The 25,054-nt window shown below is 35.0% G+C and carries 29 protein-coding genes; 13 read left to right on the forward strand and 16 right to left on the reverse strand.

Annotated features, from left to right (window positions below; genetic code table 11):
• Positions 1 to 78: 78 nt before the first annotated feature.
• Positions 79 to 318: a hypothetical protein gene (locus EV142_RS21345; protein ID WP_132037871.1), complete on the forward strand. Its 240-nt coding sequence runs from the start codon at positions 79 to 81 to the stop codon at positions 316 to 318.
• A 164-nt stretch (positions 319 to 482) separates the two neighbouring features.
• Here the strand turns inward: EV142_RS21345 and EV142_RS21350 are convergent, their stop codons facing one another.
• From EV142_RS21350 to rlmD, 3 genes are read right to left on the reverse strand one after another with little or no spacing between them, the layout of a single operon-like run.
• Positions 483 to 1,292 (reverse strand): DUF6048 family protein, encoded by an 810-nt coding sequence (locus tag EV142_RS21350; protein WP_132037872.1) that lies wholly within the window; start codon positions 1,290 to 1,292, stop codon positions 483 to 485.
• Entirely contained in the window at positions 1,264 to 1,791 is a 528-nt protein-coding gene (locus EV142_RS21355) for a DUF6452 family protein (protein WP_132037873.1), read from the reverse strand. The genes EV142_RS21350 and EV142_RS21355 overlap by 29 nt, the downstream gene beginning before the upstream one ends.
• A gap of 12 nt (positions 1,792 to 1,803) precedes the next feature.
• The gene (gene rlmD, locus EV142_RS21360) at positions 1,804 to 3,216 is read right to left on the reverse strand and encodes a 23S rRNA (uracil(1939)-C(5))-methyltransferase RlmD (protein WP_132037874.1); all 1,413 of its coding nucleotides are present in this window, start codon (positions 3,214 to 3,216) and stop codon (positions 1,804 to 1,806) included.
• A 157-nt stretch (positions 3,217 to 3,373) separates the two neighbouring features.
• On the opposite strand from rlmD, the gene EV142_RS21365 reads away from it, so the two are divergent.
• Complete coding sequence (locus tag EV142_RS21365) at positions 3,374 to 4,423, forward strand: sensor histidine kinase (protein WP_132037875.1); 1,050 nt, start codon at positions 3,374 to 3,376, stop codon at positions 4,421 to 4,423.
• On the opposite strand, the gene EV142_RS21370 is transcribed toward EV142_RS21365, so the two are convergent.
• From EV142_RS21370 to epsC, 4 genes are all read right to left on the reverse strand, one after another.
• Complete coding sequence (locus tag EV142_RS21370) at positions 4,424 to 4,867, reverse strand: hypothetical protein (RefSeq protein ID WP_132037876.1); 444 nt, start codon at positions 4,865 to 4,867, stop codon at positions 4,424 to 4,426.
• Positions 4,868 to 5,106: 239 nt separating this feature from the next.
• Positions 5,107 to 6,093 carry an aldo/keto reductase gene (locus tag EV142_RS21375; protein ID WP_132037877.1) on the reverse strand — a complete coding sequence of 329 codons (987 nt, stop codon included), beginning with the start codon at positions 6,091 to 6,093 and terminating at the stop codon, positions 5,107 to 5,109.
• 137 nt (positions 6,094 to 6,230) lie between these two features.
• The gene (gene cysM, locus EV142_RS21380; protein ID WP_132037878.1) at positions 6,231 to 7,118 is read right to left on the reverse strand and encodes a cysteine synthase CysM; all 888 of its coding nucleotides are present in this window, start codon (positions 7,116 to 7,118) and stop codon (positions 6,231 to 6,233) included.
• A 1-nt stretch (position 7,119) separates the two neighbouring features.
• Positions 7,120 to 7,911, reverse strand: a complete 792-nt coding sequence (epsC, locus tag EV142_RS21385) for a serine O-acetyltransferase EpsC (RefSeq protein ID WP_132037879.1) — start codon at positions 7,909 to 7,911, stop codon at positions 7,120 to 7,122.
• Between the two features lie 191 nt (positions 7,912 to 8,102).
• On the opposite strand from epsC, the gene EV142_RS21390 reads away from it, so the two are divergent.
• Complete coding sequence (locus tag EV142_RS21390) at positions 8,103 to 8,804, forward strand: DUF1003 domain-containing protein (RefSeq protein WP_132037880.1); 702 nt, start codon at positions 8,103 to 8,105, stop codon at positions 8,802 to 8,804.
• A gap of 143 nt (positions 8,805 to 8,947) precedes the next feature.
• Here the strand turns inward: EV142_RS21390 and EV142_RS21395 are convergent, their stop codons facing one another.
• Positions 8,948 to 9,226 carry a DUF2752 domain-containing protein gene (locus EV142_RS21395; RefSeq protein ID WP_132037881.1) on the reverse strand — a complete coding sequence of 93 codons (279 nt, stop codon included), beginning with the start codon at positions 9,224 to 9,226 and terminating at the stop codon, positions 8,948 to 8,950.
• 105 nt (positions 9,227 to 9,331) lie between these two features.
• On the opposite strand from EV142_RS21395, the gene EV142_RS21400 reads away from it, so the two are divergent.
• Positions 9,332 to 9,517 carry a hypothetical protein gene (locus EV142_RS21400; RefSeq protein WP_132037882.1) on the forward strand — a complete coding sequence of 62 codons (186 nt, stop codon included), beginning with the start codon at positions 9,332 to 9,334 and terminating at the stop codon, positions 9,515 to 9,517.
• The gene (locus EV142_RS21405) at positions 9,507 to 10,058 is read left to right on the forward strand and encodes a Smr/MutS family protein (protein WP_132037883.1); all 552 of its coding nucleotides are present in this window, start codon (positions 9,507 to 9,509) and stop codon (positions 10,056 to 10,058) included. Before EV142_RS21400 ends, EV142_RS21405 begins: the two co-directional genes overlap by 11 nt.
• A gap of 154 nt (positions 10,059 to 10,212) precedes the next feature.
• On the opposite strand, the gene EV142_RS21410 is transcribed toward EV142_RS21405, so the two are convergent.
• Entirely contained in the window at positions 10,213 to 11,205 is a 993-nt protein-coding gene (locus EV142_RS21410; protein WP_132037884.1) for a hypothetical protein, read from the reverse strand.
• An 83-nt stretch (positions 11,206 to 11,288) separates the two neighbouring features.
• Here EV142_RS21410 and EV142_RS21415 point away from each other — a divergent pair, with 83 nt between their 5' ends.
• Positions 11,289 to 12,413, forward strand: a complete 1,125-nt coding sequence (locus EV142_RS21415) for a cysteine desulfurase family protein (RefSeq protein WP_132037885.1) — start codon at positions 11,289 to 11,291, stop codon at positions 12,411 to 12,413.
• A gap of 282 nt (positions 12,414 to 12,695) precedes the next feature.
• Here EV142_RS21415 and EV142_RS21420 read toward each other — a convergent pair whose 3' ends face one another.
• Together EV142_RS21420 and EV142_RS21425 are read right to left on the reverse strand one after the other, a co-directional pair.
• The gene (locus EV142_RS21420; protein ID WP_132037886.1) at positions 12,696 to 13,268 is read right to left on the reverse strand and encodes an L-threonylcarbamoyladenylate synthase; all 573 of its coding nucleotides are present in this window, start codon (positions 13,266 to 13,268) and stop codon (positions 12,696 to 12,698) included.
• Between the two features lie 44 nt (positions 13,269 to 13,312).
• Positions 13,313 to 14,389, reverse strand: coding sequence for a DegT/DnrJ/EryC1/StrS family aminotransferase (locus tag EV142_RS21425; protein WP_132037887.1), 1,077 nt, complete (start codon positions 14,387 to 14,389; stop codon positions 13,313 to 13,315).
• Between the two features lie 256 nt (positions 14,390 to 14,645).
• Between EV142_RS21425 and EV142_RS21430 the strand changes: the two genes are divergently transcribed.
• From EV142_RS21430 to EV142_RS21455, 6 genes are read left to right on the forward strand one after another with little or no spacing between them, the layout of a single operon-like run.
• A complete protein-coding gene (locus tag EV142_RS21430) occupies positions 14,646 to 14,876 on the forward strand; it encodes a phosphopantetheine-binding protein (RefSeq protein WP_132037888.1) in 231 nt (76 codons plus the stop codon).
• A gap of 4 nt (positions 14,877 to 14,880) precedes the next feature.
• A complete protein-coding gene (locus EV142_RS21435; protein ID WP_132037889.1) occupies positions 14,881 to 15,936 on the forward strand; it encodes a ketoacyl-ACP synthase III in 1,056 nt (351 codons plus the stop codon).
• On the forward strand, positions 15,933 to 17,018 hold the full coding sequence (locus EV142_RS21440; protein WP_132037890.1) for an aromatic ring-hydroxylating oxygenase subunit alpha: 1,086 nt from the start codon (positions 15,933 to 15,935) through the stop codon (positions 17,016 to 17,018). Before EV142_RS21435 ends, EV142_RS21440 begins: the two co-directional genes overlap by 4 nt.
• Complete coding sequence (locus EV142_RS21445) at positions 17,018 to 17,761, forward strand: SDR family NAD(P)-dependent oxidoreductase (RefSeq protein WP_132037891.1); 744 nt, start codon at positions 17,018 to 17,020, stop codon at positions 17,759 to 17,761. Before EV142_RS21440 ends, EV142_RS21445 begins: the two co-directional genes overlap by 1 nt.
• A gap of 6 nt (positions 17,762 to 17,767) precedes the next feature.
• A complete protein-coding gene (locus tag EV142_RS21450) occupies positions 17,768 to 18,778 on the forward strand; it encodes a ketoacyl-ACP synthase III (protein WP_132037892.1) in 1,011 nt (336 codons plus the stop codon).
• Entirely contained in the window at positions 18,778 to 19,413 is a 636-nt protein-coding gene (locus tag EV142_RS21455) for a PglD-related sugar-binding protein (protein ID WP_132037893.1), read from the forward strand. The genes EV142_RS21450 and EV142_RS21455 overlap by 1 nt, the downstream gene beginning before the upstream one ends.
• Before the next feature lie 62 nt (positions 19,414 to 19,475).
• Here EV142_RS21455 and EV142_RS21460 read toward each other — a convergent pair whose 3' ends face one another.
• From EV142_RS21460 to EV142_RS21475, 4 genes are all read right to left on the reverse strand, one after another.
• Positions 19,476 to 20,291: a glycosyltransferase family 2 protein gene (locus tag EV142_RS21460; protein ID WP_132037894.1), complete on the reverse strand. Its 816-nt coding sequence runs from the start codon at positions 20,289 to 20,291 to the stop codon at positions 19,476 to 19,478.
• Between the two features lie 10 nt (positions 20,292 to 20,301).
• Positions 20,302 to 21,267 (reverse strand): hypothetical protein, encoded by a 966-nt coding sequence (locus EV142_RS21465; RefSeq protein ID WP_132037895.1) that lies wholly within the window; start codon positions 21,265 to 21,267, stop codon positions 20,302 to 20,304.
• A 2-nt stretch (positions 21,268 to 21,269) separates the two neighbouring features.
• Entirely contained in the window at positions 21,270 to 22,232 is a 963-nt protein-coding gene (locus EV142_RS21470; RefSeq protein ID WP_132037896.1) for a CgeB family protein, read from the reverse strand.
• Positions 22,233 to 22,366: 134 nt separating this feature from the next.
• The gene (locus tag EV142_RS21475) at positions 22,367 to 23,443 is read right to left on the reverse strand and encodes a glycosyltransferase family 4 protein (protein WP_132037897.1); all 1,077 of its coding nucleotides are present in this window, start codon (positions 23,441 to 23,443) and stop codon (positions 22,367 to 22,369) included.
• Positions 23,444 to 23,523: 80 nt separating this feature from the next.
• Between EV142_RS21475 and EV142_RS21480 the strand changes: the two genes are divergently transcribed.
• Positions 23,524 to 24,291 (forward strand): lipopolysaccharide kinase InaA family protein, encoded by a 768-nt coding sequence (locus tag EV142_RS21480; protein WP_132037898.1) that lies wholly within the window; start codon positions 23,524 to 23,526, stop codon positions 24,289 to 24,291.
• Here the strand turns inward: EV142_RS21480 and EV142_RS21485 are convergent.
• On the reverse strand, positions 24,269 to 25,045 hold the full coding sequence (locus EV142_RS21485; protein ID WP_132037899.1) for a glycosyltransferase family 2 protein: 777 nt from the start codon (positions 25,043 to 25,045) through the stop codon (positions 24,269 to 24,271). The genes EV142_RS21480 and EV142_RS21485 overlap by 23 nt on opposite strands.
• Positions 25,046 to 25,054 lie beyond the last annotated feature (9 nt).

A 25,054-nucleotide genomic window follows, 5' to 3' on the forward strand; every position in this document is an offset into this window, starting at 1 on the left:
AGGCAAAGGTTCAAAGGAACAGAGTTTTTTCTTTGTACCTTTGAACCTTTGTAGCTCTGAACCTTAAAAAAGAAAAAAATGACTAAACTACAATTAAGAGGATTTTTATATCAATTAGGATGTTTTGCTATTTTATTTATAGCAGGACGATATTTGGTGGCTAATTATACCGGATTAACAGGACTTTGGATTCCAATGACGGCTTTTATCGCTGCCACTTTGATTTCGCCTAAATTTCAGGCTGTGAAAACCAAGGACGGCGAAAAACTATTTATGAAATGGATTTTTCTAAAAGGAATTAGGGAAATAGGTTCTTAGAGTTTCTTAGAGGTGCTAAGGTGTTGAGATTCTAAAGCTCTAATGTTAAAAAAAAGCTGCAAACAACAAAATTAAAAGCCACAAATTCAAAGATGAATTTGTGGCTTTTAATTTTATCTTAGTCACTTAGAACCTCAGTAACTTAGCACCTTTTAAAAAAAAAACTATTTTTTAGGAGAGACATTCTTCAGTTCCGGAACAATTACTTTTTTCTTGTAAAGTGGAATAAAGTAAGAAACGGTATAATTAAAACCTACTCCGAAATTTCCGTCGTACGTTCTGTTGAAGCCGGGAATATAAAGATTTTCGAAATTACCGGGTTCTTTGTTGCTTACCAGAAGCTTTAACTGAACACCGAAACCTACGAATACGTTATTAAACACTTTTGCTTTAAGCCCCATGGCAACTTCAAGCCAGGCCGCTGTAAGTCCATTGTATTTTTCTCCTGAAACAATTGGGGTTTGCTGTCCCCAGTACGGATTTGGATTATAGATCTTGTACGTATTCAATTGCTGGCTAAAAGTACTAAAACCTCCGCGCAGCCCTATCGTGATAAGATTCTCCATGTCCAGCCAGTTCTGATACGTATTGTAATCAAAACCTCCTTTTATGTAGGTTCCTGTGGCTGTTGAGTTTAATCTGTCGTCATCTGTGGTTTTATCCTCAAAACCAAGTTCTGCAGCCAGATAATACTTTTTCGTTAGACGAAAATCTCCCACAAATTCAACGCCTTTATAATCTTTGTCGTAAAAACCGCGTGTCAGTTTGTACAAGTCAACACCAACCCGAAGTCCATATCGATTGGTTTTTGGAAGAATAGTATCTGTGGCAGTTTCCTGACCAGCTGGTTTTTTGATTTCTGATTTTGGTTTTTCCGGAGCAGTTTCTTTTGTTTTGACTGTTTCCTGAGCGTGAACCAAAAACATTGAAAACAATAAAGGAATACTAAAAAAATACTTTAATATGTGTTTCATTTTCGAGTTCAATGTTAGGGTTTATTATAAAAATGTCCTGCATCCAAACTCCGTCACCGGTAGGATCCGTTCTTTGAAAAGCACTTAAATTAAAGATGGTTTTAAAGCCACAAGCTCTGGAAACATAAGAATTCTGACGGGAATAAACGAAATTTATTTCATCAGAATTAACAAGGGAAGCATTCGTACTGCCATAATTGTTAATAAATGTATAGGTTGTTATATCTGTATCCGTCCTGAGCGGAATAGCAATCGAGTCGGCACTGGTTAGGTATTTTGTATCATCAAGGGCACTTTCATTAAAAACAACACTCAGTTCCTGATCCTTTCCGGTTACCCTAAGATTATTTACCCTTTTTCGTAAGGTTGAATTGTTTATATCGTAAAAAGTGATTACTAATCGTGGCGTTGTTGGGGTATCCGGGTCACAAATATCATCTTTCTCGCAACTGGATAAACCAAAAGCAAAAACCAATAAAAACGAGATTATTTTTTTCATGTATAATTTTTGTTATCGAAGTTCTAAAAGTACAACATTTTCAACATGATGCGTTTGCGGAAACATATCTACCGGACGAACGCGTGTTACTTTGTATTTTTCATCCATCAAAGCCAAATCACGTGCCTGTGTAGCCGAATTACAACTTACGTAAACTACTTTTTTAGGAGCAATTTTCAAAATCTGATCAATAACGGCAGCGTGCATACCGTCTCTTGGCGGATCTGTAATAATAACATCCGGTTTGCCATGCTGGGCAATGAAGCTTTCGTTAAATACAACTTTCATATCTCCAACAAAAAACTCGCAATTTGTAATATTATTGCGTTCTGCATTGGCTTTAGCATCTAAAATTGCTTCCGGAACACTTTCTACACCAATTACTTTTTTTGCTTTTTTAGAAACGAACTGTGCAATAGTTCCTGTTCCTGTATATAAATCATAAACCGTTTCATCACCGGAAAGACCTGCGAAGTCACGTGTTATTTTGTATAATTCATAAGCCTGATCGGAGTTGGTCTGGTAAAAAGATTTAGCATTAATACTAAATTTTAAACCTTCCATTTCTTCCAGTATATAATCCCTTCCTTTATACAGTTTAATATTCTGATCGTAAATGGTATCGTTTTGTTTTGAATTTACGACATATTGTAACGAGGTAATTTGAGGGAATTTTTCGTAAAGGTGATCTAAAAGAAGCTCACGATTTTTTTTGTCATTTTCGAAAAACTGAATCAAAACCATTATTTCACCGGTAGAAGCGGTACGAATCATAAAAGTTCGAAGTAAACCGGACTGCTCTCTCGGGTTAAAAAAGGCTAAATTATGTTCGTTTGCAAAATCCCTGATTTCGTTTCTGATTGCATTTGAAGGATCTTCCTGTAAATAACATTTGCTGATGTCCAGGATTTTATCCCACATTTTCGGAATATGAAAACCTAAGGCATTTCTGTTTCCTAGATCTTCAGTGCTGTCAATTTCTTTTTCAGTTAACCAACGGCTGTTAGAAAATGAAAATTCCATTTTATTTCGGTAGAAAAACTGCTTTTCTGAACCCAAAATAGTTTCGAATTCAGGAAGTTCAACTTTTCCAATACGCTGCAAATGATTTTTTACTTCGTTTTGTTTATAATACAACTGTTGGCTGTATTTCATGTTTTGCCATTTACATCCTCCACAAACTCCAAAATGATCGCAAATCGGCTCGATGCGATGTTCTGATAATTCATGAAATTTTACGGCTTTACCTTCATAATAGGCTTTTCTCTTTTTAAAAGTCTGTACGTCAACCACATCACCAGGTACTACATTCGGAATAAAGATAACTTTTCCGTCAGGAGCCTTGGCTACGGATACTCCCTTTGCTCCGGCATCAAGAACCTGAATTTGATGAAAGACAACTTTGTCTGTAATTTTTCTTCCCATAGCGCAAAAATAAGGGTTTGTAAACTTTTATAAATTTAATTTTTAAAATATTTTACCATTTTTTTTAATTTGCTAGTTTAATTGAGTTTAAAAGGTAACTTTGTTTTAGCAAAATCCCAAATGCTACATTTTTAACCTATCGTTTTGTTATTTTTTTATGAAGTTGTATCACAATCTTTCACAAATTGGCTTTTTAAAAAAAAGTTATGCCTTCAAATTCCTGTTTGTTGCTTTTATAGGTATACACATCCCATTAATCGGAATTTTATTCTTTGTACTCTATTTTGATACTGAAATTTCGCCGGCTTCTATTTTAATTTTTTCCCTGATAATGACATTATTGGCTACTGTAGTAACTCTTTTAGTTTTAAAGCAGCTTATAAAACCAATTGCAATTGCTTCAAAATCTTTAGACGATTACAGGAATAACAGAAGATTGTCTGTTTTGCCGACCGAATATCCCGATGAGGCAGGTCTTTTGATGTGTAATATTCAGGAATCTATTTATGAGGCAGAAAGTTATATCAACGAAAAACAGGACTTGATTTATATGCTTTCGCACGATTTAAAGAATTTTGCCGGAAATCCTCAGGGTCTGGCCAATTTAATTATCAGCGAGAATCCATCGGACTCGGTAAAAAATCTGGCGGGATTAATTTGTGAATCCACTAATTTGCAATTTCGATACATTGAGAATTTTATAAAATTACTGAATGAGCAGGATCAGATTGCCAAAATCAACCAGGAAGTAAGGACTATTGTATTCCCTAATATTCTGCCTTTTATCAACGAGCAGGTAGAACAACGCCTGATTGATAAAAATATAAAGCTGTCTCTGAGTTTAGAAGTAAACGAAGCCAAGCTAAGAATCGATGAAGGTTTATTGGTGCAGGTTTTGGTGAACCTGATTAGTAATGCCATTAAATTCTCTTATTTTGACAGTGAAGTTAAAGTTCGGATTTACTTTGAAAAAGATAAATTAGTGATCACTGTTGCCGACAAGGGAATTGGTTTTAACAAAGATCAGATCGAAGAATTATTCAAAAAATTCACTACCATGAGCCGATTAGGTACTGCAAAAGAAGCTTCTACAGGAATTGGTTTATATTTGTGCAAGAAAATCATAGAAAGAAACCGCGGTGAATTAAGTGCTGCCAGTGAAGGAAAAAACAAAGGGGCCGAATTTAAAATAGTTTTTGACCTTTAATCAGGATCTTTTCTTGATAATTTCATAATTGATAATGGTGAAAAAATAGAAGCAGGAATCGGCTGTGATTTTACCCAGGATAATTCCGAAAAAATAATTCCCGCACAAAACCGGCATCCAGTACATACAAAACGGACGGACGACTAAAAAATCTAAAAAGGCCGGATATCCAAATTCCAAAACCAAATTTTTGACAAGTGAAAGAATTTCCTTAAAACTTGTTGATTTGTTTTGAATCTTATTCTGTCTTGCTATTTTCCTATAAGAAGAAATCAGAATAACACCGTAAAAAGCGAGATATTCTGCAAAAGTAATCAGATAGGCTGTTGTTAATCCGCTATAAATTCTACTGAAAAAAGAAGTGAGCAATGCCGCTGTCGTACTTGCCAGTTCAGCATATTTGTATCGGTTAAACCATTCCTTGAAATTTGATTTTGTAAGCATTTTTTTTAAGGTTCAGAGATGCAAAGTTACAGAGTTGCAAAGGTTTTTTAAGGTTCAGAAATGCAAAGTTACAAAGGTTTTTAGCGAGAAAAGTTTATAAAAACTTTGTTCCTCTGCACCTTTGTTCTTTTGAACCTTTTTTAAAATTCAGAGAATCAAAGTTGCAAAGTGGCAAAGGTAAAAAAACTTTGTAGCTATGAACCTTTGTTCCTTTGAACCTTTTTAAAACTTACAAAAACCTACCAAAGATGGTGCACGGAAGATTTGATGTATTTTTCATAAATGCTATTCATCGCTGCAATTTTCTCTGAAGTCAGTTTAGGTAAATCATATACCGATAAATTAGATAAGACGTGATTTGTTTTTGACGCGCCCGGAATAATACAGCTTATGTCTTCAAAACTCAAAATCCACTGTAAAGCGTAAGGAGCCAGATTGGAAGCTTCAGGAAATAAGGATTTTAATTCCTGTACTGCTTTAAGACCCAACTCATAATCTATTCCTGAAAAGGTCTCGCCTTTATCGAAAGCATCTCCGTTACGATTAAAGTTACGATGATCCTGTGAATCAAAACTGGTTTTTGAATCAAATAAACCGGTTAAAAGTCCGCTTGCTAAAGGAACTCTGGCAATTATTCCAATGTCTTTCTTTCTGGCTTCAGAGAAAAACAATTGGGAAGGACGCTGACGAAACAAATTGAAAATAATCTGAACCGTAGTGACATTCGAAAATTCGATTGCTTTTAAGGCTTCTTCGACTTTTTCTACGCTCACTCCTAAATTTAAAATTTTCCCCTGCTCTTTTAAACGGTCAAACATTTCGAAAATTTCAGGTCTGTAGAAAACTTCAGTAGGAGGACAGTGCAGCTGAATCAGATCAATCGTTTCCAGTCCCATTCTTTTCAGGCTGTCTTCCACAAATTTCTGAAGTACTTTAGGCTGATATCCTTCATTGACGTGCGGATTAATATGACGCCCGCATTTTGTAGCGACATAAATACGTTCAGAACGGGAACGAACCACTCTTCCAACAGCAGTTTCACTCAGTCCATTTTCATAAACATCGGCGGTATCAATAAAATTAACGCCATTGTCAATAGCAGTATTTAGAAGTTCGTCAGCAGTTTTATTATCAAAAGCAGAGCCCCATTTTCCTCCAACCTGCCAGGTGCCAAGGGAGATTTCTGAGATATTAAAATTGGTTTTGCCTAGTTTACGGTAGTTCATTTTTTTTTAGGTGCTAAGTTGCTAAGGTTATGAGGTACTAAGTTTTTCAAGGCTCTAAGGTTCTGAGTTACTAAGATCTGTAATTATTTTGAAAAAAACTTAGAATCTTAGAAACTCAGAACCTTAGTACCTTATTCTTAATCAAATAAATCAGAAGAAAGATAACGATCTCCACGGTCGCATATAATGGCTACGATAACTCCGGATTCCAGTTTTTCTGCGATTTTCAGGGCTACGGCAACGGAGCCTCCGCTGCTCATTCCTGCAAAAACACCTTCTTCAAGGGCTAAACGTTTGGTCATTTCGCGGGCTTCTTCTTCGCTGATGTCAATAACAGTGTCTACTTTTGAAGCATCGAAGATTTTAGGCAAATATTCCTTTGGCCATTTTCTGATTCCGGGAATTTGAGAGCCGTCGCTGGGCTGTGCGCCTACAATCTGAATATTTGGATTTTTTTCTTTCAGGTACGTCGAAGTTCCGATAATCGTTCCCGTGGTTCCCATGGCTGAAACGAAATGAGTTACAGTTCCCTCGGTATCGTTCCAGATTTCAGGCCCTGTCGTTTTATAATGCGCTTTCCAGTTGTCCTCATTTGCAAACTGATTCAACATCAGATAACCGCCTTCAGCGACTTTTTTGTCGGCATAATCACGTGAACCGATAATTCCTTCGCTGGCGGGCGTTAAAATAACGGTAGCACCATAAGCACGCATGGTCTGGGTTCGTTCTTTTGTAGAATCTTCAGGTAACACCAGTTCTATTTCGATTTGAAACAACTGGGCAATCATCGCAAGGGCAATTCCGGTATTACCACTGGTCGCTTCAATAAGTTTATCTCCTTTTTTGATATCGCCTCTTTGCAGAGCCGACGCAATCATATTATAAGCGGCTCTGTCTTTGACACTTCCTCCCGGATTATTTCCTTCAAGCTTCAGTAAAAGTTTTACGTTTTTATTTTTTACCAAATGGACTGTTTCCATCAATGGCGTATTTCCAATTAGGTTTAGCAGTTTCTGTGGACCCATATTATTTTTTTTCTTTTATTTTAACTTCCGTAGTGGTGGTATTGAGTACAATAGAATCTTCCGGAATCGATTTGGTAATCCAGGCATTTCCACCTACAATACTGTTTTTACCAATAACGGTTTCTCCTCCCAAAATGGTGGCATTCGCATAAATGCAGACATTTTTCTCAACTGTAGGATGTCGTTTTGCGTTTTTCATGTCTTTACTCACGCTCAAAGCGCCTAAAGTAACACCCTGATAAATTTTTACATGCTTTTCGATTACGGTAGTTTCACCAATTACAATTCCGGTAGCGTGATCAATAAAAAAGGGCGAAGCAATTTTTGCACCTGCGTGAATGTCGGTTCCTGTAATCCGATGGGCATATTCGCTCATTAATCTCGAAAAAAGCAATAAATCCAGCAGATATAACTCGTGGCTTAATCTGTAAATCGCAATGGCGTAAAAACCGGGGTATCCTAAATAAACTTCATTGATACTGTTGGAGGCCGGATCATTTTCCAGAATATATTCAGCATCCTGATTTAGTTTTTCCAAAACACCGGGCAATTTTTCAAGGAAGCGGTCCCAGATAGATTCACATAAGTTTTCAGGCTTATTGCAGGCCATAACTGCAATTTCTTTAAACCGTATTTCGAGTTCATCGATGCTTTCATCTAAAGCCGCATTCGAATCAAAAAGGGTATAAAAAAGCTTTTCGGTAAAATCTTCGGTTTTAGTTTTGATTCCGTAGTTTATATTGGAATGGCTTTTTAAAGCTTTTATATTTTGTATGATAAGATCTTTTGACACAATTGTAAAATTGAATGAATGTTTTGAAGCGTTAAAAGTAAGGTGTTTTTTGTAAATAAAGACACGATTTCCTTAAAGAAATTTTGTTTTGTGAATTGTATTTGTAATAAATAAAAGAATTGTTAACAGAAATAATTTATATGATTCATAAGAAGTTAAATGCTTAAATTAGCGGGTAAAATATATCCCAAATGAAAAATAATCCGACTTTTAAAAGCGCTATTTCTAACCTGTCTTTTCCTGCAAAAGAAAAAATTTCAGGAAAATCTATTCATGATCCTATTTTGGGACTTATTATTGAAGATCATCCCTCTTTTTGCGACAGTGATTATATTGGTATTAAAGAATTAAATGCGTATCGTCAGAAATACATTTCAAACTATTTATCTACAGAAATCGGGGCACTTTCTGAGCTTGAAAAAAATGTTGTAGCGTCTCTTAAGGAAGATAAATCAATTGTTAGTATTTTGGAAGATGAAGAAGAAACCAGGGATTTTGGGCAAAAAATAGCCGATAAAGTGGCTGATTTTGGCGGAAGCTGGACTTTTATAATTTCATTTTTGCTTTTTATCGTGATCTGGATTAGTGCTAATATTTTGATATTGGTCAATAAAGGTTTTGACCCTTATCCTTTTATTCTGCTGAATTTGATTTTATCCTGTATTGCTGCATTGCAGGCTCCGGTCATTATGATGAGTCAGAATCGTCAGGAAGAAAAAGACCGTACGCGTGCTAAAAAAGATTATATGATTAACTTAAAATCGGAATTGGAAATCAGGATGATTCACGACAAAATAGATCATTTGATTATGCACCAGCAACAGGAATTAATCGAAATTCAGAAAGTACAAATAGAAATGATGAATGACATTCTGAATCAGATCAAAAAATGATTTTAGCAATACAGCCCGGATTTATAGTAATAGAAAATCTGCATTATCTGCTAAATCTGCGTGAAAAAAACAGTCAAAGATTTACAAAAAAAATCTAAGCGAATCTGTGTAATCTGTGGCAAAAAAAAAGAACCGTACAAAAATTAAAAGTGTTTGTACCAATATCCGGCGATCATGAAAATAACATTTATGATTCCGGAAATCCAAAGTACTTTTGTATAATTTTTGGATTTGTCTAAAAAGTATAAAGCGACAAAACCCAGAAAAATTAGCGTAGAATAAAGAGCCGGATACATTTGGAAAGCAGCTGAAAACTGACCCTGAAAAAGTAAGAATAAGGCACGCTGAAAACCACATCCCAAACACTCGATTCCGAACAGTGTTTTGAATAAACAGGGCAGCATAAATTTCTCTATATTCACGGGTGATAATTTTTACAATTTTACGAAAAAAAGACGAGAACAATTCAGGAAGGTAAGAAGTACTATTTTAAAGTTTCTTACTTTTGGATACTTAGACTTAAAAATATGAAAGCTTTTAAAATTATAATAATGATACTTGCCATTGCTGTGGCCTTATATGAACAGGTATCGCCGGAGAAAAATATCTATATTATGGTAATTGCAATTGCAGTTTTCATGTATGGAATGATGCAGTTGAGTGCAAAAACACCGAGTAAGAATCAAGATAAAGAAGAAGAAGATGTTAACTAAAGGTGATAAGGTTTCCGTGTTGGATGAAGCCATCAACGGAGTAGTGGTTTCCGTTAAAAACAAGGAGATTTTAATTGAAACTGAAGACGGATTTATGATGACATTTTTTGTCAATGAATTAATTAAAATTCAGGATTCCAGTAATTTAATGAATTCTATTAAAAGAATAGATTTAGATCAGGTTACAAAAGAGAAAACAGAACCAAAATCAAGGAGTTTTGTGAAAGAGCGTAAAGATAAACGCGAAATCTCGGCTCCCGAGTTTGATTTGCATATCGAAAAACTGATTCCGAACAAACGCGGAATGTCGAATTATGATATTTTAACTTTGCAGACCGAAACGGCAAAAAGGCATATTGAATTTGCCATTAGAAATCGTATTCCAAAGATTGTTTTTATTCATGGTGTTGGTGAAGGAATTCTAAAAGCAGAACTTGACTTTTTATTGGGCCGTTATGACGGAATTGATTTTCAGGATGCCAATTATCAAAAATATGGCTTGGGAGCAACAGAAGTTTATTTCAGGCAAAACATTAAATAAGAGATTTTTGCTATCCCGAACAGTACCCTTTAAAGCATAAAAAAACATCCGTTTTCAAAACTAATTTTAATTTTAAATTAGACTGAAACCGGATGTTTTTTTTGTAGGAATAAAAACGCTTTTTTAACTTCTGAAAACCTGAAATTAAAGCGGTTTAATTTGTCGTTTTGGTATAGATGTCACCCAATACGTAACTGGTACCTAAATTAACTGTATTTGTTGTTTTTTGCAGCGTAGTATTTCTAAGCCTGATGGTATGTTTAAATGTATTCGGAACATCGGTTGTGGTGGTTACTTCGATAATTCCACTGGTATTGGCTACACCTGCAACTCCTGCCCAGGTCTCTTTTAATACTGCTGTCGTTGGTGGTGTGGCTGTACAAAAATAACTATCATTAAGAGCGCTGCCTGTATAAACCTTAAATAAAAGTTTATTTACAGTAGTACCTATTAATCCTGTTCGTGGAGTATTTACCGGAGTTACAACATTCTGAATTAGCGTAGGGTCAATATTGTCAATGGTCATTGCTGAATTGTCATTATAGGTGTAAACTTGTCCTCCACTTGCACATTGTTTAACTTCTTTAGTGAAAGTCAGGTTCAGTTTGTCAGCATCCGGTATCGTGGTTTTAAAATCACCAAAAATTACCTGAGGCTGCGTAACATCTAAACTTGGTATCGAATACGTAAGGTTTTTAATAATGATGTTATGGGTATATCCCGTAATGGTGATGGCACCCGTAGTTTCGTTTGTTGTCTTTTGTGCGGTAGTGGTAATTTCAATCGTTCCCGACTTCGCATACCATTCACTAATGATATTCGGTGTGGTTGGCGGAATCAGGCTGCAAATATTAGTTTTGGCTACAGCTCCGTCGTAACTTCTGTAAACAAGTCTGAAACTACTGTCATTAATGCTAAATTCTCTAGGATCATCTACAGGTGTTGGTTCATTAAGCAGCGTACCCGGTGCCAATTGCAATAGTAATGATTCCTGGCTTTTTAGTTTGAAAATTAGTTGATTGGTTGTAAGGTCACAAACGTCAGAGGTAACATCTTTAAAGTCTACGGTCTCAACAGTTATATCACCATCATCACAGCCATTTAATAAAAGTGCGAATAACAGAAGGCATGCATATTTTTTCATCATGATTTTATTTGGGTCAAAAATAGTGAAAAATTTCGCAATTGATATTTAAGAATTCACAATTGATATTTCGTAACTTTGCCGTAATGAAAAAAGTATATCTCGATAACGCCTCTACAACTGCCCTGCGTCCTGAAGTGATTCAGGAAATCACAAAAGTGATGACAGAGGATTTTGGTAATCCTTCTTCTACCCATAGTTTTGGCCGAAACGGGAAGACTATTTTAGAACTTTCCAGAAAAAGCATTGCGAAACATTTAAACTGTACAGCACAGGAAATTATTTTTACTTCCGGCGGCACAGAGGCTGATAACTGGATTCTTCGCTCGGCCGTAGAAGATCTTAAAGTACAGCGTATTATAACTTCGAAAACAGAGCATCATGCTGTTTTGTACAGTGTTCTGGCTTTACAATCCGATTATAATATTCAGGTGGACTATGTAAATATATACCCTGACGGCACAATCGATTTAACACATTTGTCGAATTTGCTGGCTCAGGAGAAAAAAACAATTGTGAGTTTAATGCATGTAAATAACGAAACCGGAACTATTTTGGACCTGGACAGGGTAGCTGTTATTTGCAGGCAGTATAATGCCTTGTTTCATTCTGATACGGTACAATCTGTTGGAAAAACAGAAATTGACCTGCAAAAGACGTCCGTTGACTTTATTGTAGCCAGTGCACATAAGTTTCACGGGCCAAAAGGAGTAGGTTTTGCTTTTATTCGAAAAAATACAGGTTTGCAGCCCCTAATATTTGGCGGAGAACAGGAGAAAGGACTTCGTGCAGGAACTGAAGCGGTTCATCAAATTGCCGGAATGGCTAAAGCCTTATCACTTTCGTATGAAAACCTGGAAGAGGAAAGAAACTATATTTCGGACTTGAAAATGTACCTTATCGATCAGCTTGGAATTCATTTTCCGGGTTTTAGAATTAACGGTAAAAAAGAGGACTTTTACAATATCATCAATATCATTCTTCCTTTTTCTTCAGATAAAACTTCAATGCTTTTGTTTAGCCTGGATATGAAAGGAATAGCGGTTTCGAGAGGAAGCGCTTGTCAGTCCGGAAGTATAAAACCTTCGCATGTTTTAAAAGAAATGCTTTCAGAGGAGGATTTGAAATTGCCCAATCTTCGAATTTCATTCAGTCATTACAACACCAAAGAAGATATCGACTGGCTGGTGGAGAGTTTGAAAATGGTTTAGTTTTTTTTTTGAGGTTCAAAGGTACATAAGTTGAAATTCCAAATTTTGAAAATTCCAAATTCCAACTGTTTAGGCTGAAACTGGAAAGTAAAATTCAATTATGAAAATTTAAATTCCAAACGATTGAACCTGAAACCTGCAAACAAAATCCAATTGTGAAAATTCCAAATTTCAACGGATTAAACCTGAAACCTGCAAACAAAATCTAATTGTGAAAATTCCAAATTCCAATGGGTTAACCTGAAACTTGAAACTTTAAACCTGAAACCTGAAACAAAAAACTTACTTGCGAATCACCTTCACCTGTGAATCATTCGTTAATTTGATGATAGTAGATGGTTTTCCGGCGACTTTATCCTGATTTAACTTTACGACATAGTCAACACCTTTTACGATTTCGGGACTGATATCCTTGAAGGCGATAGGAGTGGGCTGACCGGAAATATTGGCTGAAGTGGAAACCAAAGGTTTTTTCATTCGTTCCAGTAATTTAAAACAAAAAGGTTCTTTTACCAGACGTATTCCAAGCGAATTATCGGCTGCAATGATATTTGGAGCCACATTTCTGGGTTCGTCTAAAATTAATGTAGTTGGTTTTTCGGATAAATCCAAAAGCTGCCAGGCGACTTCAGGGATGTTTTTGAAGACGTTGTACATCATTTTTTCACCATTCATCAATACAATCATGCTTTGTGTTTCCGCACGTTGTTTGAGTTTGTATATTTTGGCAACAGCTTCAGGGTTGGTAGCGTCACAACCAATTCCCCAAACCGTATCTGTAGGGTAAAGAATGATTCCGCCTTCTTTGATAACTTCGTAAGCATTGATTATTTCCTGATTGATATCCTGACTCATAATAGAAGAATTTTACTTAATAACAACTTGATAATTGGGTAGTTTTAAGATGTTAGTTTATTTATAATGGCAACAATTTTTTCCAGATCAATGGTAGGAAGTCCAACATATAAAGGAAGACACACTACTCTTGAAGCTATAGATTCCGATACCGGCATCTCAGCACCATTTGTATAGGTAATCGTATTTAAAGAAGGGTAAAAATAGCGTCTTGGCTGTATGTTTTCCTTTGCCAGCGCTTCCTGAACTTTCAGTAAAATGGCTTCAGATTCAAAAACCAAAGGATAATAACTGTAATTCCACTCGGTATTTTCCCTTATTTTTATGTTTTTAAGATTATTGAAATTCAAATGGTCATTGTAAAAATCAGTTACCTTTTTTCTTTCCGCAATAATATGTTGCATATACGGGAAAAGAGCCAGTCCCATCGCCGATTGTAGTTCTGAAATTTTAGCATTGATACCAAGTCCATGAAATGCCAAAGGGCCGTTATGTCCAAAATTATGACTATAAAACAACTGATCTTGTATTTTTTTATCCGTACAAAACATGGCACCACCTTCTCCGGTATGAAATAATTTTGTGGCGTGAAAGCTGCAGGTGCTTACATCTCCAAATTTAAATATCGATTCGTTATTGTAAGTAACCCCAAAACAATGTGCGGCATCATAAATCACTTTCAGATTGTGTTTTTCGGCGATCGCTGCGATAGCTTCAATAGCACATGGATTCCCGAAAACGTGAGTAGCAAGAATTGCCGTTGTTTTTGAAGTAATGGCAGCTTCAATTTTGGTTTCGTCTATTGTCAGGTAATCCGGATTGATATCCACAAAAACGGGTGTGCAGTTTTCCCATACAATGGCAGCCGAAGTGGCCACATAGGAAAAAGGAGTCGTGATTATTTCTCCGCCTTTGCCAAATAGTTTTAAGGCAATTTGTAAAGGTATGGTACCGTTATTAGTAATAGTAATATGAGGAACATTCAGATAATTTTTAAGTTTATCTTCCAATTCTATTGTCAGTTCACCGCGATTTGTGAGCCAAACTTTATCCCATGCCCGTTTTACATAAGAATTGTATTCTTCTTGCGGAGGTAGAAAAGTTTTGGTTACTGGAATCATTTAATTATGTATTTAGTAAGTTTAATTAACCTTTAAGGGTAAACTATTGTTATATTTGCGGGGTAAAAATAACAAAAGAATGCTGATTTATTGGCATAAGCGGGAATTATAAAAAACAGAACAATTATTTGGGATGCCTGATGCTTTGAAAAACAAGATTTTAGGAATAGTTTTCGCTCGATAAATAAATACCTTTCCTTTTGAATTTTTATAAAATTAAGAGATACAATAAAAACAAAATAAATTTAGGGATACTATGGAAATCAACACTTTTTTGCAAAATTTTGCAGATCTTTTAGATGATACAGATGCAACATTAATAAAACAAGAAACTGTTTTTAGAGATTTGGAAGAATGGGATTCGCTGACAGCTTTGTCACTGATTGCTATGGCTGATGAAGAATATGCAGTAAAATTAACAGGAGATGATATTAAATCTTCGAATTCATTAAATGATATCTTCGAAATAATAAAAAATAAAGGGTAATTGAATGGCTACTTTTTCAGTAAATAATATTGCAATAAAAGGTATATCGTGTTGCGTTCCAAAAAATCTGGAGCGCAATATTGATTTAGATATATTGACACAGGAAGAAATTCAGAGATTTATTGATGCAACCGGAGTGGAAGAAAGACGAATTGCAACTAAGGAAATCTGTACTTCTGATTTGTGCGCTGAAGCTGCTGAAAAATTAATCAAAGACCTGAACTGGCAAAAAGACGAAATAGAAATTTTAGTTTTTGTTTCTCAAACTGCCGATTATATTTTACCGGTTTCTGCAGCCATACTTCAGGACAGATTAGGATTGTCTACCAACTGTATGGCTTTTGATGTTCCTTTGGGATGTTCAGGATATGTTTACGGAATGTCAATAATAGCGGGTATGATGAAAGCAACCGGATTAAAAAAAGGATTGCTTCTGGCCGGAGATACCAGCAGTAAACTACTTTCTAAATCGGATAAAAGTACAGTTCCGCTTTTTGGAGACGGAGGCAGTGCCACTGCATTTGAATTCGATGAAGATGCGGCGGATTTACTTTTTGACTTAGGTACTGACGGTTCGGGTTACAAAACAATAATTGTAAATGACGGTGGGTCCAGAAACAGAATCAATGCTGATTCATTAACGTATCAGACTATTTCACCCGGAATCGAAAGAAATGCCTGCCAGTTGATCCTGGACGGAATGGACGTTTTTAGCTTCGGAATATCGCAAGCCCCGAAAACGGTCAATAAACTGATTGAAAAATTTGAGATAGATAAGGAAACAATCGATCATTTTGTATTTCATCAGGCCAATTTAATGATGAATAAAATGATCGTTAAAAAATTAAAATTACCGGTTGAAAAAGTGCCCTATTCCCTAAAAGAATTTGGAAATACCTCTTCTGCAACAATTCCGTTAACTATCGTAGCAGCCATAAAAGACAAGCTGAACAACGCTACCCAGGATTTGATCCTTTGCGGATTTGGAGTTGGTTTATCCTGGGGAACAGCAAAAATAACATTGAAAAATGCTGTAATTTCAGACTTAATTGAACTATGATAAAAAACCTAAATTATATAGATGAAGCCGTTTTTCAAAAAGAAAAATCTTTGTTTTTTAAGGAATCATGGATATTAGTTGCGCATAAAAATGAATTAGCAAACAACAATGATTTTGTTACTTTAGAATATTTTGGAAATAAAATATTTATCCAAAACTATAATGGTACCCTGAAATCTTTTCAGAATGTTTGTTTACACCGATTTAATACGATTCATGAAGAACCTTATGGAAACAGGGTTTCTTCCTGTTTATACCATAACTGGACATATGGAAAAAAAGGAAACGTAATCGGATTAATGTGTCGAAATTCATTCGAGAAAGACGATATCAATGCATTGAGGTTAAAAGAATATGAAATTGATTATTGCGGTGATTTTGTTTTTATAAAATTAAACGATGAGCTGGACAGGAGTTTAAGCGATTATTTAGGAAACGTATTCAGTCCCTTAGCAGAAATCAGCCATCATTTTGGGGCAAAAACCATCGATTATACCATTGAGCATAAAGTCAACTGGAAACTTTTGGTAGAAAATGTACTGGAATGTTATCACTGTACTTCCGTTCATGAAAATTCATTTGCAAAAATGGGTTTTGGATCGGTCGCTCCCGAAAAATTTGATTTTTTTGAGGCGCACAGCTGGTGTGAATTTCCAAAAGGAGAAGATATCAAACCAAATAAAATCATAGAAAAAACATTAGCCGACAGAACTTTCAAAACACAGGGTTATTTGCATTTTTACAGTTATCCCAATGCATTTATAAGTTCAGTAGAAGGAAAAGGATTTTATTTTGGATTCATGTTTCCGGAATCACCTTCAAAAACCAATTTAAGAGTGCGTTATTTCGCTCCTAAATTTGAAAAAGAACCAAGCGAATCACAACAGAATATTATTGATTTCATTAACAACAGTTCCAACGAATCGTTGGATTTGGTTTTGAATGAAGACAAAAAAATAGTCGAAAATATTCAGACCAATCTGGTTCATTTTAAAGACAGTTCACCCCTATTCGGTGATGAAGAGTTCAGGATTTTAAAATTCTATGACTATTTTAATAAAAAAGAATTAAACGATATATAATGAATCCATTTGATTTATCAGGAAAAAAAATACTAGTAACGGGAGCTTCTTCGGGCATTGGTTACGAAACTTGTCTGGCCATTACAAGACAGGGAGGAACCTTTATAGCGATCGCCAGACGCCAGGATTTTCTCGAAAAATTAATTGAAGAATGCGGAAGTGAAAATAGTTTTATCGCAGCCGATTTATCTAAAATGGAAGATATTAAGGCTATTGTAGATACTATTGAAAATATTGACGGCATTGTGCATTCTGCAGGAATTGTATCCTTAGCCCCGGTTAAGTTCTATACGGAAGACCTAATGAACGAAATGAGATCCATAAATTTTGACTCGATTGTATATCTTGTAAACCTGATTTTCAAAAAGAAAAAAATAAACAAAGGAAGTTCTATTGTTTTGGTTTCGTCGATTGCAGGTTTGTTCGGAATGAAAGGAAACGGAATTTATGCCGCAGGAAAAGGGGCCTTGATTGCGATTTCAAAAGTTTGGGCAAGCGAATTTGCCAACAGTAAAATTCGCGTAAATTGTGTTTCGCCGGGAATGGTAAAAACAGAAATAACAGCAAGATCTATTGAAGATTTATCTTTGGAAGTCATTCAGCAAGATGAAAAAAAATATCCTTTAGGCTATGGTGACCCCGTTCAGGTGGCGAATCCGATTGTGTTTTTATTGGCTGAAGCCAGCAGCTGGATCACGGGACAGAATATAGTTTTAGACGGAGGAAGAACTTCAACGATATAAATTACAATGAAAGCCAATATAAAAGCCATTTCGTATTATTTACCTGAATCAGTTTTATCCAATGATCTGATCCATCAGGAATTTCCGGAATGGGGTATTGAAAAAATCAGTGCAAAAACAGGAATCAATTCCAGACATATAAGTGCCAAAGACGAGTTTTCATCCGATATGGCGGTTAAGGCTGCCGAAAAATTATTCGCGGAGCATAATATCGACAAATCAGAAATTGATTTTTTATTGTTTTGCACACAGAGCCCCGATTATTTTTTGCCAACGACCGCCTGTATCATTCAGGAAAAATTAGGTCTGGAAACGACAATTGGTGCATTGGATTTTAACTTAGGATGTTCCGGTTTTGTGTATGGTTTAAGTTTGGCCAAAGGATTGATTGCGGGAGAAATGGCGAAAAATGTTTTGCTGATTACTTCAGAAACCTACTCGAAATTTATTCATCCCAAAGATAAAAGTAATAAAACCATTTTTGGAGATGCCGCTGCAGCAACACTTATTACGAGTGAAAAAGGATTTTGTTCTCTTGGGAACTTTATTTTTGGAACAGACGGTAAAGGTGCTGAAAACCTGATTGTAAAACAGGGTGGAATGCGTTTTCCGGTTTCCGATCAAAATGAAGATATCGTTGATGAATTTGGGAATGTCCGAAATGATAAAAATCTGTTTATGAATGGCGCTGAAATCTTTAATTTCACAGGTGAATTTGTTCCAAAACTGACAGAAGCCATTTTAGAAAAGTCCAATTTAGCCAAGGAAGATATTGATTTGTTTGTTTTTCATCAGGCAAATAAATACATGCTGAATCATTTAAGGAAAAAAATAAAAATCCCGGAAGAGAAATTCTTTATCGCGATGGAAGAGTGTGGAAATACAGTTTCCTCAACCATTCCGATTGCCTTATATGAAGCACAGAAGCAGGGAAAAGTAGCTGACAGCAAAAATCTAATACTGGCAGGATTTGGTGTCGGATATTCCTGGGCAGCCTGTAATTTAATAGTAGAATAATGAAGAATTTAATCATAATAGGAGCAAGAGGTTTCGGACGTGAGGTTTATGATCTTGCCGTACAATGTGCCGGATTTAATATAGAATACGTTATAAAGGGTTTTTTAGATGATAAATCAGATGCTTTAGCGGGTTTCGAAAATTATCCTGAAATTATTTCATCTGTCGAAGATTATGAAATTGTAGAAAATGATGTTTTCGTTTGTGCCTTAGGAAGTATCAAATGGAAAAAACATTATACCGAGCTAATTCTGAATAAGGGAGCTCAGTTTATTAATTTAATTCATCCAACAACAGCTCTGAACACAAATGCTGTTGTGGGGACCGGTCTGATTGCTTTCATGAATTCCAATATCAGTAACGATTGTACTATTGGCGATTTTGTGACCATACAAGGTTATGTAGGTTTAGGCCATGATACGAGAATCGATAAATGGTCGCATCTAAGCGCTTATAGTTTTACGGGAGGTTTCGTAGTATTAGAAGAAGAAGTGCTCTTAAATACCAGAGCTACGGTGTTGCCTCATGTAATTGTTCGTAAAGGAGCTACAGTCGGGGCGTCGAGTCTGGTTATTAAAAATGTAAAAGAAGGAATAACTGTTTTTGGCATTCCTGCTAAAAAACTGGAGTTCTAAGTTTTTTTAATGTGAGTTGAGAAATGTGAAAAGTAAAATGTAACTATAAAATAAAGGCTCTGTTATTGCAACAGAGCCTTTATTTTATAATTTAGTTTTTCAAAAAACGAAGCATCTTTAGATCGGATCTTTAAGATCTGCTTGTTTAATATTTTTTGAACATCAGAATCAAAATAGGTTTTCAGTTTCGTAAGGAAATTAATCATGATTATCCTTTGCTCGGCATCCTTTTTCGAAGACCAGTACGAGGTGTTATGAATACGGTAGACAGACATTAGTTTATCGATGTATTTTATTTTCCCATGCTGGGCATTTAGCATATGCAGAAAGTAATCGCCAATAGGAGCTTCACTGAAATACTTTGGCAATTCGCCAAAAAGATTGTTGCGATAAACGACGCTTGGTGTGTGAATATAATTGTTTTTGGCAAGATCCTTAATTGTGGAAACCTCCGGAATTCTCTTTCTCGGATTGTCTTCTTTCATCTCCGTATCGGTCAGTAGATACACATTATGAAAGCAAATACTAAAATCAGGATTGGCTTCTAAAAATTCAACCTGTACACTCAGTTTCTGATCGTCACACCAGTAATCATCCCCTTCGCATAAAGCGATATATTTTCCCGAAGCTTTCTCAAGAGCAGCAACAGAATTCGGCATCATTCCCAGATTAATTTCATTATTGTAGTACTTTACCTTGTGTCCGTTAGGATTACTGGCGATTGTTTCTTTAATAATGGCATCTGTGTCATCTGTTGAATTGTCATTAGAAATCACAAGTTCAAATTCAAAATCAGTATGCTGAGACAAGATGCTTTCTACTGCCTGCTTAATATATCTGGAGTGATTATAGGTAATCATTACAACACTTACAAACATCGTATTCAAGTTATTTTTTATTAAAAAGTTGTTTTACATCTTCGGTCATTCTGCTTTTTTCATTCATAACAAACGTTCTGAAAGCTGAAAATTCCTGAAAAACTTCTTCATAATTATTCATCGTATGATTAATTAATTCAATTACTTTTTCAGGCTGCCTGTCATCGGCATGCAGTTTATATTTTTCGGGTATTCCCAAATCTTCTTTAAATGCCGAAGTACCATCACGGCCTGTTAGCAAACAAACACCTGAAACAAGTCCTTCTCTGGGAATTTTATCACGGCCTGGAAAATAACCAAAATCAATATGAAGTTTGGTTTTTCGTAAAGTATCTCTCATTTCCTCTCTCGTCATGCCGGACAATGGTGTCCATTGGTATTGAGGAAGAAGTTCCATGTATTTTTCGATCTTATCCAGTCCTTTTTTAGGATTGTAGGTAATGATATTTTCTTTTGTGAAAGTTTCAGGAAGATTGTCAAAGAAAAGTTCCGTCACATAATCACATAAGTAAGCGATTTCATTGTCAAGTTTTTTGGTCAGTAAAAACTCTTTTGTTCTTTGGGACTGATACCAGTGTGTTACCGTTTTATTAGGTTCAAAGCGATATTCGGTATGTTTATAAGGAATAAAAATCTTTCTGATCCAGTTTTTCTTCTTTTCTCTGCTGTTCATTAAAACCTCATAAAAATCAAGGCTTAACCACCATACTTTTTTCTCCGACAAAGGATATTTGGCAATAAGATTGGTCATTGATTCCGGTATGATAATAACATTATCAACGCTGTCTTTTATTCTTCTTACATACGGGACATTGTAATTTTTGTAAAAAGGATGAACAGGATCTTTTTTGTATTTGGTGTATAACATTTTTGCATTATATCCCAGTGAATTAAGAATGTAACCCAACTGATGTAATGCTTCCGGCCCTCCGGTAGCTTTTTTGGGAGGACAGATGATATATATATATTGTGACATAGTTATTTGGAGATATTATTATAAACTACATTTTTAATCCAACCCTCTAAAGTGTATTTATTAAAAATTTCTTCAGGTATTTTTTGATATTCTTTTTCGAAAAAGGAAACCGGGATATCGGGATTTTTTTCATCAATCACCAAAATGTTATTCGGATTGTAAAAATCGTAATTCACAATATCTGAATTGGTGGTGATTAACTTTTTCTGAAGCCCGATGCTTTCAAATACGCGGAAGGTTAATCCAATTTGTTTTTTGCGGTTAATATCAAGTAAAACCTGAGAACGGCTTATGTATTCATTTATTTCTGATAAAGGAATATGATTGGTAATAAATTCAATCGTTGACGTCCTTCTCTGAAACTTTTTGTTATACACAAATATCTTATGCGTAATATTTTTTGCTTTTAAATCACTGGCAATTTTAGAGAGAATGGAAAGCCTTTTGTCTTTAGATATGATGTTGAAAACCTGATATTCAAATGGTTTTTCGTTTCTGACACAGGTCGAGTTGTAAATCCAATTGGTACCGAATTTTAAATTATATTTTCTGCAGTCTTCTTTCTCAAAAGAAAAAACTTCATCAAAATGCGGAATAACCCGAATTATCTTTGGACAGCGATGTGTGTTGTCGTTAAAATAAGCGATAGTTTTTTTTCCGTATTTTTTTAATTCCGCAACACTCTTCGGATCGATAAAATCTCCTTTAATCACGACGATTACATCCTGTATTTTATCAATTTCTTTTAGGTTTTCAATTATTTTTTTACCGAAATACATGGTCTTAAGATTTTTCTTAAGGAATGTTTTCAGGAAAAAATTATAAGCTCTGTAAAGTATACTCGAGTATTTATACTCGTATTTATTAAAATTAATGTGGTGTACATTATGGCCCTGTTGTTCTAAGGCAGTAGCGATATGATTATTGAATCCCCAATTATCAAGGCTTATTAAGGTTATGTGCATAATGTGAATTTGTTGAAACGACGACGCGAAATTAAGAAAAATTTAACAATAAAAGGTGGATTGTGATTTTGTTTGGAATTTTTATTTTGCTTCGATTTTACAAACACAAAAACCGCACCATTATTGCAGTATTTTTAGTATAATATTTTTTTGTAAATATTAAAATATTCGGCAGCCGATGTATCCCAGTTAAAACTGGCAGCTCTTTTTTTAAGGAGAGTTTCTTTTTCGGTTTTATTGTTTTCATGTTCTTCTAAACCTGTAAACAAAACTTCTTTCATGTATTCCGGATCAAAATTGGTCCAGTAATTCGATTCGCTTCCGCCAATTTCAGGAAGTGAAGTCCGGTCTGATAAAAATGTAGGTTTTCCAAAACTCATAGCTTCAATAGGAGGAAGGCCAAAACCTTCCCGAATCGATGGAAAAAGAAAAGCAGTACAGTTTTTCATATAATATTGCTTGCCCTCATCAGATACTTTTCCTGTTAGAAAAACCTGATTCGATAAGCCATTATCCACAATCATTTTTTTAATCTTTTCGCCGTATTTTTTGTTATCGTTTCCGGATATAATTAAGTTGAAATCTTTAATAAATTTCATCATGGTAATTATAGACTCATAATTTTTTCGCTCTATAAAATCCCCAATAGTGTAGAAAAAAGGTTTGTCTACAGGAACATTGGGCACATAGGCAGCAGTATTTAACAGCGTAGAAATTGGATTACCATTATAAATAACATACTCGGAAACATTCGGCACATCAAAAAAAGCATGGGTTTGTTTTTTTGCAAATTCAGAGATATAGGTAATGGCGGAGGCTTTCTTTAACTTAGCCTCAAAAAGGATGCTTAATTCCTGATTGTAATCGGAAGATCCTTCTTCAATAAAGTGGATATCATGAACGGTAAGTAAGTATTTATTGCAGTGAAAAGGCTCAACCTTTGTATTTTGATTTACAGAATGCCATAAATCATATTTTTTTCGTGTTCTGAAAAAACCTAATCTGGATAAGCTGGTATATTTGTGGTAATTGAATTTTTCGCCAAATTCACTTTCAAGAAGTTTTACATCCCTGGCATTGAGTGTTAGTTTCATATTCTCAAAATTCAATGCTGACAAACCTTTAATTAACTCATAGTTAAAAGTTCCTAAACCGCCCGCTCTGTTATTGATATTATGAGTTTCTAAAAAAACACTCTGATAATGTGGCATTATTTTTTTTTACGAAAATACAATATTAATTTGAAGAATTAAATTGTATACGTACTTTTGTTGGTTTATAACCAGACCCAATGAATTTTAAAATAAATCCGATTTTTGCTGACGAAACTACATCGATACTTGCTATTATTAAGGCATTTAATACCTCAGGAACGATCTTTGGTAATGGACAACGTAATATTATAAAGCTATTTGAATGGAATGATAAAACGATCAATATAAAGTCGTTTAAAATTCCAAATCTAATCAATAAAGTAGCTTATAAATATTTTAGAAAATCAAAAGCAAGACGATCTTTTGAGTATGCTACTGTTTTGCTCGAAAAAGGTATCGGAACGCCGCAGCCTATTGCATTTCTTGAAAATTTTAACTGGCTTGGGCTTAGAGACAGTTATTATGTGAGCGAACATTTAGTGACAGAACTGACTTACAGAGAACTGGTGGAAATTCCGGATTATCCCGATAATGAAAATATATTAAGGCAATTTACCCGATTTAGTTTTGATCTTCATGAAAAAGGAATTGAATTTTTAGATCATTCACCCGGAAATACCCTAATCAAAAAAAGTACAGAAGGCAAGTATGATTTTTTTCTGGTTGATCTCAACAGAATGGAGTTTCATGACACCATGACCTTTGAAATGCGAATGAAAAATCTGTGCCGCCTGACTCCCGTAAAAGAAATGGTTGCCGTAATGAGTAACGAATACGCCAAATTGTCCGGAGAATCGGAGCAAAAAACATTTGATACTTTATGGAAGTACACCGCTGATTTTCAGCAACAATTCTACAGAAAAAAACGTTTGAAAAAGAAACTTAAATTCTGGAAGAAGCAGTAATTTTTTGTAATTCTTTATATCGGATAAAAATACTATAAGCGTTTAAATAACAGATTGTAACTCCTTTCAGGCCGTCCAAAAATCCAAGACGAATTAAAAATTGATACAAAAAAGTATAAACAGGATGGAAAATCATCAGTAAAAGAGATGATTTCTGTCCTTTTTTTAGCTTTTCATTGGCCTTTAACAAGCCATATTGATGCATTTTCTTTTTATAATCCTCGTAACCCGAATAAGAAAAATGAATTAATTTATTTTTTAAAATAGAAATTTCCCCCTCCACGATTAGCTTTTCATGAACCATTCGGTCTTCGGTATACCGGCATTTTGTTTTATTAAAAAGCCTGAAAATCTTATCGGTTTGCCAGCCGCTAAAACGCAATTTCATGTTTTTGAACATAAAAGTACGGTAGATTAAATAAGCACTGGCTGGACTGTTACTATTGATTGTAGAAATAATTTCAGTTTTCAGATCAGGTGTTAAACGCTCATCGGCATCTATAAACAATATCCATGAATTTCTGGCCTGGTCTAAGGCAAAATTACGCTGAGAAGTATAATTAAGGAACTGATTCCGGATTAATCGAACATTAGTAAAAGACTCAATTATGGGCACGGTCTGATCGGTGCTAAAAGAATCAACTACAATTATTTCGTCAGCAAAATCGATATCCTCCAGTAGTGATTTTATATGCAATTCTTCGTTAAGAGTAATAATCAAAACGGATAACTTTTGCTTTTCAATAGTATTCATCTAATGATT

The organism is Flavobacterium circumlabens (assembly GCF_004345565.1).
Taxonomy (GTDB): domain Bacteria; phylum Bacteroidota; class Bacteroidia; order Flavobacteriales; family Flavobacteriaceae; genus Flavobacterium; species Flavobacterium circumlabens.